This is a genomic window from Rhizobium sp. BK313 (genome assembly GCF_014193655.1).
GTDB lineage: Bacteria > Pseudomonadota > Alphaproteobacteria > Rhizobiales > Rhizobiaceae > Rhizobium.
Genome location: NZ_JACHZQ010000001.1, coordinates 59723 through 72324, shown reverse-complemented (window position 1 = coordinate 72324; position 12602 = coordinate 59723). Strand labels below are relative to the sequence as shown.

Annotated in this window: 12 protein-coding genes; 9 read left to right on the top strand and 3 right to left on the bottom strand. The window is 60.4% G+C overall.

Annotation, left to right across the window (positions count from 1 at the left end; genetic code table 11):
• Positions 1-362: 362 nt before the first annotated feature.
• From FHT86_RS00330 to FHT86_RS00305, 6 genes are all read left to right on the top strand, one after another.
• Positions 363-1340: an MBL fold metallo-hydrolase gene (locus FHT86_RS00330; RefSeq protein WP_133704888.1), complete on the top strand. Its 978-nt coding sequence runs from the start codon at positions 363-365 to the stop codon at positions 1338-1340.
• 19 nt (positions 1341-1359) lie between these two features.
• On the top strand, positions 1360-1821 hold the full coding sequence (locus tag FHT86_RS00325; RefSeq protein ID WP_166656714.1) for a tetratricopeptide repeat protein: 462 nt from the start codon (positions 1360-1362) through the stop codon (positions 1819-1821).
• A 73-nt stretch (positions 1822-1894) separates the two neighbouring features.
• Entirely contained in the window at positions 1895-2371 is a 477-nt protein-coding gene (locus FHT86_RS00320; protein ID WP_133704887.1) for a DoxX family protein, read from the top strand.
• Positions 2372-2581: 210 nt separating this feature from the next.
• Entirely contained in the window at positions 2582-3790 is a 1209-nt protein-coding gene (locus FHT86_RS00315; protein WP_246779347.1) for a pyridoxal phosphate-dependent aminotransferase, read from the top strand.
• Between the two features lie 80 nt (positions 3791-3870).
• The gene (locus FHT86_RS00310; RefSeq protein WP_133704886.1) at positions 3871-4668 is read left to right on the top strand and encodes an ABC transporter substrate-binding protein; all 798 of its coding nucleotides are present in this window, start codon (positions 3871-3873) and stop codon (positions 4666-4668) included.
• Between the two features lie 96 nt (positions 4669-4764).
• Positions 4765-5439 carry an amino acid ABC transporter permease gene (locus FHT86_RS00305; protein ID WP_133704885.1) on the top strand — a complete coding sequence of 225 codons (675 nt, stop codon included), beginning with the start codon at positions 4765-4767 and terminating at the stop codon, positions 5437-5439.
• Between the two features lie 11 nt (positions 5440-5450).
• Here FHT86_RS00305 and FHT86_RS00300 read toward each other — a convergent pair whose 3' ends face one another.
• Together FHT86_RS00300 and FHT86_RS00295 are read right to left on the bottom strand one after the other, a co-directional pair.
• Positions 5451-5960 (bottom strand): MarR family winged helix-turn-helix transcriptional regulator, encoded by a 510-nt coding sequence (locus FHT86_RS00300; RefSeq protein WP_133704884.1) that lies wholly within the window; start codon positions 5958-5960, stop codon positions 5451-5453.
• Positions 5961-6058: 98 nt separating this feature from the next.
• Entirely contained in the window at positions 6059-7627 is a 1569-nt protein-coding gene (locus FHT86_RS00295) for a phytoene desaturase family protein (RefSeq protein WP_133704883.1), read from the bottom strand.
• Positions 7628-8025: 398 nt separating this feature from the next.
• Here FHT86_RS00295 and FHT86_RS00290 point away from each other — a divergent pair, with 398 nt between their 5' ends.
• The 3 genes from FHT86_RS00290 (at position 8026) to FHT86_RS00280 (ending at position 11004) form a co-directional block, all read left to right on the top strand.
• On the top strand, positions 8026-8808 hold the full coding sequence (locus FHT86_RS00290) for a cyclase family protein (RefSeq protein WP_133704882.1): 783 nt from the start codon (positions 8026-8028) through the stop codon (positions 8806-8808).
• Positions 8809-8880: 72 nt separating this feature from the next.
• The gene (locus FHT86_RS00285; protein ID WP_133704881.1) at positions 8881-10470 is read left to right on the top strand and encodes a phytoene desaturase family protein; all 1590 of its coding nucleotides are present in this window, start codon (positions 8881-8883) and stop codon (positions 10468-10470) included.
• Positions 10471-10497: 27 nt separating this feature from the next.
• On the top strand, positions 10498-11004 hold the full coding sequence (locus FHT86_RS00280) for a MarR family winged helix-turn-helix transcriptional regulator (protein WP_133704880.1): 507 nt from the start codon (positions 10498-10500) through the stop codon (positions 11002-11004).
• 35 nt (positions 11005-11039) lie between these two features.
• On the opposite strand, the gene FHT86_RS00275 is transcribed toward FHT86_RS00280, so the two are convergent.
• Positions 11040-12599, bottom strand: a complete 1560-nt coding sequence (locus FHT86_RS00275; RefSeq protein ID WP_133704879.1) for an indolepyruvate oxidoreductase subunit beta family protein — start codon at positions 12597-12599, stop codon at positions 11040-11042.
• Between the last annotated feature and the right edge of the window lie 3 nt (positions 12600-12602).

Genomic DNA, 12602 nt, shown 5'->3' with positions numbered 1-12602 from the left:
AGATATCCGTCGTCATGATCCCTGCATTGCTCCGGCGTCGGTTCGGTCAGGCTCGGCTCTGACGCGAATGTTGCACTTCATTCTCCAGATCGTTTCAGACCGCGTTTTATTCTCGCGGCCTGCAAATATTTTTCGTCAGCGACAGCGCCGAGCGGCAGTATTTCCCTCGGCTGCCCCACTGTGCACCTGCCTGCCTACCCCCGCCAGTAGAATTAGCTCAAGCATATCAAAATCTTATCAGAAAGATGCCGTGCGCTGAGAATAATCTCCCTGCACCCGCGATCTCCTTCGACAGCGGAGGCATTGATTGACCCCTGTCCTCCGCTTCGCGTGGCGATGCCACTCAAAGAGGAGATAAGACAATGTTCAACATGACACGCCGCACCGTTCTCAGCTCGGCCGCCGCTGCAGCCGCCTTCGGTCTGGCGGCGAAGCTGGAATTCATCCCGTCGCTGGCCATGGCCGCAACGCCGCTGGAGCCGACCGTCGGCTTCTATCGCTATAAGGTCGGGGATGTCGAAGTCACCGCCATTTATGACGGCATCTGGCGCAAGCCGCATGATCCTGCTTTCATCAAGAACGCCTCCATCGAGGATACCAAGCAAGCGCTCGCCGCCGCCGGCCAGACCACAGAATTCATGCCGATCCCACTCACCGTCGTCGTCCTGAAGATCGGCGACCGGCTCATCATGATGGACGCCGGCTCAGGTGTCGGCCAATGGCAGGCCAACGCCACCCATCTGCCGGGCAACATGGCAGCCGCGGGCATCGACTACAAGAACATCGATACGGTCATCATCTCGCATTTCCATCCCGACCACGTCTGGGGCCTGATGGAAAAGGGCACGAATGCGCCGGTTTTCGCCCATGCCGAACTCGTCACCAACGCCGACGAATTTAATTGGTGGACGGCGCCCGGCCGCGTCGACAAGCTTGCTGCAGGCCGCAAAGACGCCGGACGCCGCATCGCCGAAGTCTTTCCAAAATGGAAGAACTGGAAACTGGTTGGCGACGGCGCGGAAGTCGCTCCCGGCGTTCACCTCATCGCCGCACCCGGTCACACGCCCGGCCATTCCACCTTCCTCGTCGCCTCGGGCAAGGAGCAACTTCTGGTCTCCGCCGACATCATGTACGTGCCGGCGCTGCTCGCTCCCCATCCGGAATGGGAGGGCAGCTACGACCAGGACGGACCGACAGCCGTGGTCACGCGCCGCAAGCTGATCGACCGCGTCATCGCCGACAATATCAGGATTTGCGGTTCGCACTTCCCCTTCCCGGGCTCCGGCACCTTCGTGAAGGACGGCAACGCCTATGGCTTTACGCCGACAGCACAAGCCTGAAAACTCAAGGAGATATACCATGATCAAATACGCAATCTTCGGCGCCGCCAGCCTTTGCGCCGTCATCATCCTTCCTGCAGCCATCGCGCTCCCGGCTTTTGCCGTCGACAACATGGAAACTGCGGATGCGCCGGATCTGACCTCCGTCCGCGCCAAGATCGACGCGAAGGACTATACCGGAGCACTGGCTGAACTTCGCGACCTGGCGGAGGATCATCAGCAGGCGGATGTCTACAATCTACTGGGCTTCACGCTCAGAAAGACCGGCGATTTCAAGACCTCGCTGACCTACTACACCAAGGCGCTGGAGTTGCAGCCCGATCACAAGGGCGCCCGTGAATATCTCGGCGAGCTCTATGTCGAGACCGGCAATATGGACAAAGCAAAGGAACAGTTGGCGACGCTAAAGCAGCTTTGCCCAAGCGGCTGCGAGGAGCTGGAAGACCTGCAAAAGGCGATCGATGCCAAGACTACCAACTAACCTCAAACCAAAGCACGCGCCTGCGAAGCCGAACGACGCCTCGCAGGCGCATCGCCCCAAAGGGAGGTGACACATGGACTATTCGGAAAATGCAAATGTCCTGCATCCAATGGACATGACGCTTCTGGCCGGCCGGCTGTTGCTGGCGTGGATTTTTTTGCACGAAGGAATGGCGCTGGCCTTCAATTTCGACGGCGCAGTCACCGCCATGGCGAAGCTCGGCATTTTCGAGCCGCTGGTCGTCGCCGTGATTGGCTTGCAGCTTGCTGCCGGCCTTTCGGTGGCCCTCGGTTTGCTGACCCGCCTCGGCGCGTTGTCGCTCGCACTGTTCTGCCTGTCGACAGCGTTGCTGTTCCATGCGGATTTCGCCAACCACAACGAAATCCTGCATTTCGAAAAAGACTTGGCGATCGCCGGCGGCATGTTCGTTCTGGTGACTGTGGGTGCCGGCGCTCTGTCGGTGGATCGCTTTCTCGAACGCCGCATCATGGCCTCAGGCGACAAGCCTCGCAGGCCGCTGCGCCGCGCAATCGAGAGGGGAATTCTCTAAATGCCTAACAAATATCCATCCACGTGAAATGCCTGTCGAAAACAGCCTCCGTCGGGGTTGTTTTCGGCATTTCCACCGATTTTTTAAGCTTAAAACTTTTTCCTTGAAATGCGTCTCATTTTGGATAACCATCCAAAAATGAAGGGCGATCTGAACGCCGTCATTCGCGACGGAACGACCCTTTGACATCAGGCTTCCAGGGAACGTTCTTTGTCTCTTCTACCACCGCACAGCTTGTCCGAGACGACACGCAACCGCAACGCCTTCGAGGGCATCCGCGCCCAGATTCGTGACCTGCGCACCGATAATATCGCTGTGCTCGCCAAGCGCGCTCGCGAGCTCGGCGGCGTCATTCCGCTATGGTTCGGCGAAGGCGACATGGTAACGCCGGCCTTCATCCGCGACGCCGCCAAAAAGGCGCTCGACGAGGGTCAGACCTTCTACGTGCCGAACATGCGCGGCCTGCCGGCACTGAATGAGGCCCTGTCCGACTATCAGACCCGATGGCACGGCCGGCCGATTCCGATCGAGCGCACCACCGTCGCTCCCGGCGGCATGCAGGCGCTCTACATGGCACTGGAGCTGCTGGTCGATGTCGGCACCAATGTCGTCTATGTGGCGCCGCAATGGCCCAACATACACAATGCCATTCATCTGATCGGCGGCGAACCGCGCCCAGTATCGCTCGATTTCGACACCGACTGGCGGCTCGACCTCGACAAGCTCTTCGCTCGCTGCGATGCCCGCACCCGCGCCATTTTCCTGTCGACGCCGGCCAATCCGACCGGATGGACCGCGACACGCGAGGAAATGCAGGCGTTGCTCGACTTCAGCCGTCGCACCGGCATCTGGATCATCTCCGACGAGGTATATGCCCGCCTCTATTTCGACGGCGAGATCGCACCGTCGATCCTTCAGGTAGCCGAAGACGGCGACCGAGTGATTGCCGTCAACAGTTTCTCCAAGGCCTGGGCGATGACCGGCTGGCGCATCGGCTGGCTGACGCATCCCTCAGGTGTCGCCGATCAGCTCGGCGCGATGACGCAATATGTCAATAGCGGCACATCAGCGATGATCCAGGCAGGCGCCGCGACCGCCATACGCGACGGCGAGCCATTGATCGCCGGAATCCGCGCCAGGATCAAAGCCGGCCTCGACCTTGCCTATGAAAAACTACCGCAGATACCGGGCATCATCCTTCCGGAAAAACCGCGCGGCGGCATGTATGCTTTCTTCGCGCTAAAGGGCGAAGCCGATGCCACGGCAGTCTGCGAGCGTATTCTCGAAACCGCGCGCGTCGGCCTGGCGCCCGGTTATCATTTCGGGGAATCGTCGCGCGCATTCCTGCGCATGTGTACATTCCGCGACACCGAACAGATGCGTATCGCGCTCGATCGCATGGTCGACGCCATGACATGACGGACCCGCCCAGATCGGCGGACCGGCAATACCCGCAGGCATATGGCGCCCGCGGTCATAACCAGAGGGAGACAAACCAAATGAATTTTACCCGTCGTAATCTACTGGTCCTTGCGACCGTCGTCGGCATGGCCGGCGGAAGCCACTTCGCCTATGCCGCCGATGTGCTGAACGTCGGCTCCTACCCGAACAACCCGCCCTTCGAATACAAGACCGACAGCGGTACCTTCGAGGGCTTCGAGGTCGATATCGTCAACGAAGCCGCCAAGCGGGCCGGCATGACGACCAACATTGCCGACTATGGCTTCCAGGCACTGTTCGCCGCCACCAGCTCCAAGCGCATCGATGTGGCGATTTCCTCGATCACCATCACGCCGGAACGTCTGAAGTCGCAGTCCTTCACCCAGCCCTATTACGACTCCGACATGGGCATCGCCACCAAGGACGGCAGCGCGATCAAGGGCCTGACCGATCTCAAGGGCAAGATCATTGGCGTTCTCTCGGGCTCGACTGGCGAAAAGTGGGTCAACGACAACAAGGCCGCCAACGGCTTTGGGGACGTCAAGGGCTATAATTCCCAGCAGGACATGTTCCTCGACCTCGGCGCCGGCCGCATCGACGCTGTCGTCAGCGATATTCCCGGCATGCAGTACCTCTTCGTCAAGACGAAGGGCTTTGCCATCAAGGACCGCATCAAGACCGGCGAACAATACGGCCTGATGATGACCAAGGACTCGCCGCTCGTCGGCAAGATCAATGACGCCATCACTGCGATGAAGAAAGACGGAACGCTGGAAAAGATCCACGAAAAGTGGTTCGGCAGCAAGGCTCCCGCCGGCTCCTCCACCGTCACCGAAATGCCTATCCCCAAGGCGTGATCAAAAGATCATTTCCAGAACAAATTCTAACGCCGGCCGTTTCGGCCGGCGCAATTGTGATAGACCTTCATTTTATTCCGCCTAATGGGAGTGCCAATGTCGCTCGTCGATACCTTCTTCAATTCCGACGTCATGATTTCGGCCTTCCCCCAATTGCTGCGCGGTCTCTGGATGACGATAGCGCTTGGCGTGGTCAGCATTCTGATCGGCGTTTCGGGCGGTCTCGTCGTCAGCCTGATCCGCCTTTATGCGCCCAAGCCGATCCGGCTGTTGATGGTCGCCTATATCGACATCATGCGCGCCATGCCGATGCTGGTGGTGTTGATCCTGATCTATTACGCCCTGCCGTTTGTCGGCATCAGCTTCTCCGCCTGGTGGTCCGCGATCCTGGGATTCTCCATTGTGCTTGCCGCCTATTCGGCAGAAGTCTTTCGGTCGGGCATCGAGAGCGTGCCGCGCGGTCAATTCGAGGCGGCTGCCGCCCTCGGCATTCCCTTCCTGATAACGCTCTACAAGGTCGTGCTGCCGCAGGCGATCCGCATCGTCATTCCGCCCACCACCAGCAACTGCGTCTCGATGTTCAAGGATACGTCGCTCGCTTCGACCGTGGCGCTGCCGGAGCTTTTGAAAGAAGGACAGAACGCGCAGGGCTTCTACGCCAACCCTTCGCCGCTGATCATGGCCGCCGTGATCTATATCATCCTGCTTTGGCCGATGGTGCGGCTTGTGAGCGTGCTTGAAAAGAGATTCAAGAGCGAGAAGGCGCGGTGATCGCTACCCGCTCAATCGGCGCCCGAAAGGTGGTTGTTGACCGACGACTTCACCTCGCCGATGTCCTTCCATAGCTCAGTGACGATGGCGGGATCGACATCCGCCATCATGTCGCGCAGCCAGCCCTCGTGGGCGGCAGCCATGGCGCCGAAAAGCTCCTCGCCCTTCTTCGTCAATTTCGCGACCGTCACGCGCCGGTCGCCGTCGGGGGTTTCGCGCAACACCAGACCGTCCGTTTCCAGCCGCTCGACCAGACCGGTGACATTGCCGTTCGTTACCATCGTACGTTTGGAAAGCTCACCTAGCCGCAGGCCGTCACGCTCGCGATAAAGCTGCGCCATCAGGTCGAACTGCGGCAAGGTTGCGCCGAACTCGTTCCGCAAGCGGCGGCGGACCTCCTGCGACACAAGCTTTGTGGTCGACAGCATGCGTAGCCAGAGCCGCAGCTCCTGCTTTTTGCCCTCTTGCGTCCCCTGGACGATGATTTCCAGATCGACGGTTCCACTCTCGGACTCAGCCATGATGTCAGCTCAAATCATCGCGTTGCAATTTCATATATGAACGGTCTACGGAGCAATATTTCAAATGTCAAAGGTTTACGCGTCAAGCCCGAAGAGGGTCACTTCGCCAGCATTTTCCCCAGCAAGAAACCGGAGCCAGCGCCAGTGCCCGCACCCGGCCAGGTAGAAGCGCCGCACATATAGAGCGAACCGACAGGTGTCTTGTAGCGCGAATAGCCGGCGACAGGGCGAAACAGGAAATTCTGGTCTAGATGGTGGCTGCCGGAAAGATTGTCGCCGCCGATCAGATTGGGATTCTCACGCTCGAGATCGACGGGCGAAAACACCGATCTACCCAAAATCTTCGCGCGCAAACCCGGGGCGTAGCGCTCGATGATGTCGAGCACCCGCTCGGCATAGGCATCCTTCACCTCGTCCCAATTCCGCCCGCTGATCTCGCCCACCGCATCGCGACTGAACTCAGCCGGCAAGACGCGCACCTGCACCCAGAGCACATGCTGCCCATCTGGCGCACGCGACGGATCGATCGCCGTTGGCTGGCCAACCACCAATGCCGGTTCCGCCGGCAAAAACCCACCCATTGCCTCGGCATAGACACGCGACATCATCTCAAGGTCAGGTGCGATGTGGACATAGGCGAACGTCTTGAGCTCCTTGCCCGCCGTCCAGTCCGGTAGACCGGAGAGCGCCAGATGGATCATCATCGTGCCGGGGCCGGCGCGGAAGCGGAGAAGCTTCCGGTCGAACTCCTGACGGGAGGCATCCTGATCGAGAAGCTTTCCAAACAGGATCTGCGGGTGGATATTGGCGATGACAGCGCGCTTGGCTTCGTAGCGGCGCCCATCGGCGAGCACAACACCGGTCGCCTTGCCGCCGGAGGTGACGATCTTGTCGACACGCGTGCCAAGCATCAGCTCGCCGCCTTTGGCTTTGAGCACGCCCACCATCGCCTTGACGATCGTATCGGCGCCACCCTTCCCGATCACCATGCCGAAGGCCTGGTTGGCCATCGATTCAAGATAGGGAAAAAGCGCACCACCGGCGACATCCGGCGCGAAATCGAGATGCAGGCCCCAGGCGGCCATCATTGTCTTGAGCTTGGCATTCTGGAACCGCGCATCGAGAAAATCGCGCGGCGAAGCAAACAGCATGCGTGCGGTCTCATAGAGCCAGCCGGCCCCCTTTGCCCGCCAGGCCTTCCAGACGACTCGTGCCGCCGCCGCCGAGGGCATGGGTGCCCCGAGCAAGCCGAAGATGTGCGGCGCTTCCGAACCGAACTCCGACAGCATCGCCCGCCAGGCCGCGGCATCCTGCGGCGAGATATCGGCGATCGCGCCCGTTGTCTTTTCCAGATCGGTGCTGACGCCGAGATAGGTGCCGTCGCGGAAGACGCTGGCAAAGCAATCGGCAGCCGGCACGAAGCCGAGGCCTGCGGCGGTCAACTCATTCTTGTACTGCGCGAAAAAGGCGGAGCCCGCGAACATCGAGAGGTTCATGGCGCAGAGGTCATGCCGAAAACCCGGCAAGGTCACTTCACGGGTTTTCACGGCACCGCCCGGCTCGGCATTGCCTTCGATGACGGCGACCTTCCAGCCCTTCGCCGCCAGATGCACCGCTGCCGCCAGGCCATTGTGACCAGCACCCACAATGATCGCATCATAGCTCATTGATTGATCCCTCTTATGTCGTGATTATTATTGTCACATGCATACATTTTGAGCTTTAGGCTTCAAGTACCTGGGGCGGAAAATCGCCTTGAGAGACCACAACCAGATGTCGTTTTCGCAGGAAAATAGCGCATAAATGGCCTTTATTTTCCGGCAATTGCATGAGTTGCAGGGTGCGGATGGCTTATGCTATTTTTGGCTCTTGGGACACCGGCGGAATGCTTGCATTATCATATATTGTAACATAGGCTCGCCCTCATCCAGCCGCCGCGCACGGCTTTGCGATGTGAGGAATCACGCTGTGCGCTCGGCGGTATCGGCTTTCGAACTTGGTCCTGAATCGAAGGTCCCGACAGGGGGTCTCGGGCAAGATCACGCTAAACTAAGGGGAACGCAACATGACCACCAATACTCTTGCCAGCCTAGCCACGGCCCTCGTTTCGGGCTCCATCAAGGTTGTCGACCTGACCGCGCCGCTCGGCCCCGAAACACCGGTGCTCTACCTGCCGCCGCAGTTCGGCAAGAACACGCCGTCGGTCAAAGTACACACGATTTCCGAATATAATCAGGATGGTCCGTTCTGGGCCTGGAACTGGCTGGAACTCGGCGAGCACACCGGCACGCATTTCGACGCGCCCTGCCACTGGATCACCGGCAAAGACAACCCGAACAATACGACCGACACCATCCCGCCGCAAAATTTTGTCGCTCCGGTCAATGTCATCGACCGTTCGAAGGAAGCTGCCGCCAATCCTGACTATCTGCTGACCGTCGACAGCATCAAGGAATGGGAAGCCGAGCACGGCGCGATCGAAGCCGGCACCTGGGTGCTGCTGCGTACCGATTGGTACAAGCGCAACGGCTCGTCCGAAACCTTCCTCAACGCCGACGAAAACGGCCCGCATTCGCCGGGCCCGACCGCTGAGGCGATCGAATATCTCCTGACGAAGGGCATCATCGGCTGGGGTTCGGAAACGATCGGCACCGACGCCGGTTCCGCCGGCGGCATGAACCCGCCCTTCCCGGCCCATAACCTGATGCACAAGAACAACCGCTACGGTCTCGCCAGCCTCTCCAACCTCGATCAGCTTCCGGCCAAGGGCGCCGTGTTGATCGCCGCGCCGCTGAAGTTCGTCAAGGGTACGGGCTCCCCGGTGCGCGCGCTGGCCTTGATTGCCTGATGGACCAGGAAGGGTCGGAGCGCGGGGACGCTTTGGCCCTTTCTTGCATTCCTCTTTGCCCAGGGCGGCGGCATGAGCGACCATGACTACATTATCGTTGGCAGCGGCATCAACGCGCTGGTCGCGGCTGCCATGCTGGGCAAGAAGGGCCGCAAGGTGCTCGTCCTCGAGCGCAACGACCGCATCGGCGGTTGCCTGCGCAGCGAGGAGGTCACCGAGCCAGGCTTCATCCATGACGTCATGGCAACGACGATGGTGCTGTTCCTCACGTCGCCGGCCTACGGCGCCATCGGCAGGGATCTGGAGGCCCGTGGCCTCGAATTCGCGCATGCCGATCTGCCGACCGGCGTGCTGAAGCCGAATGGTTCCCACGTCATCTTCTCGAAAGACAGGCGGCGGAACATCGCCACTTTCGATGAGCTGTCGCTCGGCGACGGCCAGACGTTTTTGCGCGAGATGGATGCGCTCGGCGCCGACGCCCCCTTCCTGTTTTCGTTGCTTGGCGGCGCGCTTTGGTCAGGCCCTACTTTGAGGACAGTCGCAAGGCAAGGCTGGGGCCGCGGCCTGCGCAAGCTCGCCGCCTGGTTCGGCGACGCGTTGACGCCAGCCCGGGGCTACCTCGAAACCACCTATCGCTCGGAAGATATACACGCGCTCTGGGCGCCTTGGGTGCTGCATTGCGGCCTCGGGCCGGAAAGCGCCTATTCGGCTGAAATGCTGAAGGTCATCGGCTTTGCCATAGAGCTCGCGGGCGCTCCGGTCGTCAAAGGCGGCGCGAGTGCGCTGCTCGCTACTTTCGAACGACTGATCAGGGACAATGGCGGCGAGATCCGCACCGGCGCCGATGTCGAAAGCGTCACTCCTGGTCCCGGCGGACGCGCCGGCGGCGTCAAGCTTGTCAATGGCGAAACGCTGAAAGCCAATGCCGGCGTCATCTGCTCGGTGACGCCAAACCAGCTCTACGAGCAGCTGATGAAAGACTGGCCGACGACGCTTCCGGCCGACGTCAAGACCGGGGTTGCCCGCTATCGTTATGGCAAGGGCAATATGCAGATCCACTACGCGCTCTCGGAACCGCCGCGCTGGAAGGCCAATGCCGAGCTTGGCAAGGTCGCGCTTCTTCATTTGACGCCTGGTCTCGACGGCGTTTCGCGCGCGGCCAATGAATGCGAACGCGGGCTGCTGCCGGCTGAACCGACCATCTGCGTCGGTCAGCCCACCTCCTTCGATCCCAGCCGTGCGCCGGAAGGTAAATCGATCCTCTGGCTGCAGCTTCCAGAAGCGCCGCGGCATATCAAGGGCGATGCGGCGGGCGAGATCACGATACCGGCGGACGGCGGCTGGACGGAAGAGGTGCGCGAGCGCTATGCCGATCGCATCGAGTCGCTGCTCAAAAGCCATATCGAGAATTTCTCCGGCATAAAGCTCGCCCGGCGCTGCTATTCACCCGCAGATCTCGAAGCCATGAACATGAATCTCGTTGGTGGCGACCCCTATGGCGGCTACTGCGGCATAGACCAGTTTTTCCTCTGGCGCCCCTTCAAGTCGTCTGTTAACCACCGCACCCATGTAGCAGGCCTATACCACATTGGTGCTTCGGCGCATCCCGGTCCGGGGCTCGGCGGCGGCTCGGGCTTCCTGCTTGCATCATCGTTAAAATAATAAGATTCCACAGGGAGATATCGTCCAATGGAGGAGCGGTTTTCAGGCACCGTTTTACGGCGTAGCCAGGAGAGCACCGGAAAACGTCCGACCATGGGCGAAATCGGGCTCAATCATTTCGCCCCCTATCTGATGAACCGGCTGATGGCCCGCTGGAACATCAACATGTCGGAAGAGCTGCGCGAATATGACATGACGACCGCGAAGATGCGCGCTCTCGCTGTCCTCAGCGTCTCTTCCTCGGTCACCATCAACGAACTATCCGTCTTTGCCGTCACCGAACAATCGACGATGAGCCGCACGCTGGACTCCCTGGAGCAGCAAGGCTTCATCCGCCGCCAGCCTCGCGTTGAGGACATGCGCATCCGCGACGTCTCCATCACCGAAGAAGGCCGCGCTGCCTTCGAAAAGGTCTGGCCGACTATGTACGATCTGTTTTTGCAGATGTTCGATGGGGTGGAAGAGACGGAGTACCGGGCGTTTATCTCGACGCTGCACAAGGTGTTGCATAATATTCGCAAGCATGAGATTTGAGATATTCACCTCTCCTCGAGGAGAGGTGAATGGACTCACAGCGTCGCCACCGTCTTCAGCGCCCCATCCAGCGCAATGCCGTTCTCATCCAGCAGCGCCGCCTGCCTCAGCCGCTTCATCCACGCAGCCCCATCGTCACGATCACGCAGCATCGACAGCGCCGACATCACGCGATCGAACTTCGACAGACCACGCGCATGCGTGTCGGAATAGCCTTTGACCAGACGGCGGTTGTTGAGGACTTCGACGGCGAGGTCGTAATTCACGCTGAGAAGATTGGTGGCGGCTGCGAGCCAGGCTTCGCGATGCTCGACTTCACGCATATGGCGCAGTGTACCGCGGCGGGTCCGGCGCAGCGCTGAGACGATGTAAAGCCCGAGGAACCAGAAGAGCGTGCCCGTCTGCACACGACGGCCCTTGTTGACGATGCGATCGAGACGGTTGAAGAGGTTGGGCCGGCTCTCGATCCAGAGGCCGAGGCCTTTCGGCAAGGTGCCGCAGACCTCTTCCATGCGTGGGTGCATATATTCGGTCATATAGACGATCTGGTCGTCCTTGGCGCCGACTTCCTTGCGCACGCGATCGAAGCGCGAAGCGCGCACCTTCAAATCGGCGACGCGGATGACATCATCATAAGCCATGGCGACCGCGGTATATTTCGCCGCCTGCACGGTGAAGGCGAAATCCTTGGCCGCACCGCCTGCCTTGCGATCCAGGGCGTAGAGTGCTGCAACACGAGTCAGGTATTCGTCGGCATAGGCCGGATCCTGAAAGTCGGTGAGCTTCTTGACGCCGGCAAACAGCAGCGGCCGCGCTTCCTGCGGGAATTCGGCGCGGATGCGATGCACCAGACGGTCGAGCGCCGGGTGGCCCGCCGTCTCCGGCAAGGCGTCGAAATGTTTTGGCGGCGTCGCGGAAACCGCATCGCGCGGCTTGTCCTTGGCGCGGTCGAAAGCGGCATTGAACGCCTTCAGGCTGGGTTCTATGCCTTTGCCACCGGCGCGGATCATGGCTTCAAAAGCTTGTTTAGCGAAAGGCAGTGCTCCCGAGGCCGCGAGCGCACCGAACATCGCGGCGGAAATCACGCTGCCGTTTTTGACGGCCAGCGTCTCCATGTCGAAGGCGATGGTGCGCTTGGCGGCAAAATCCGTCGCGTCGACCACCACTTCCGGATTGCCGATCCCATCTCCCGGTTTCTCCTTTTCGCCGACAGCGAAAGAACGATGGGTCGAGGCGATCAGCACCGTCTTGTCGGGCGTGACGAGGCCGCGCAGCACCGACCGGCCGGCTTCCATCAGCTCCGCCGCCAAGACGACATCGACATCCCCGGGCGTCGGCATCAGCGAAAAGATCGGCGCGTGACCGTCACGGGCGGGCAACATTTCGATATAGTAGATCGTCGCGCCCGTGCGCTGCGCGACGCCGGGCACAGAGGTGGTCTGCGCCATCCAGCCTTCGGCTTCGGCAAGCCCGACGATCCAATCGGCCAAAACACCGCCACCCTGCCCGCCCATTGCGAGGATGGCAAGCGACAGCGGCTTGTCGGTCGACAGACGATTGGAACCTATATCGGTCATGCTGACATGCTCGTTCATATC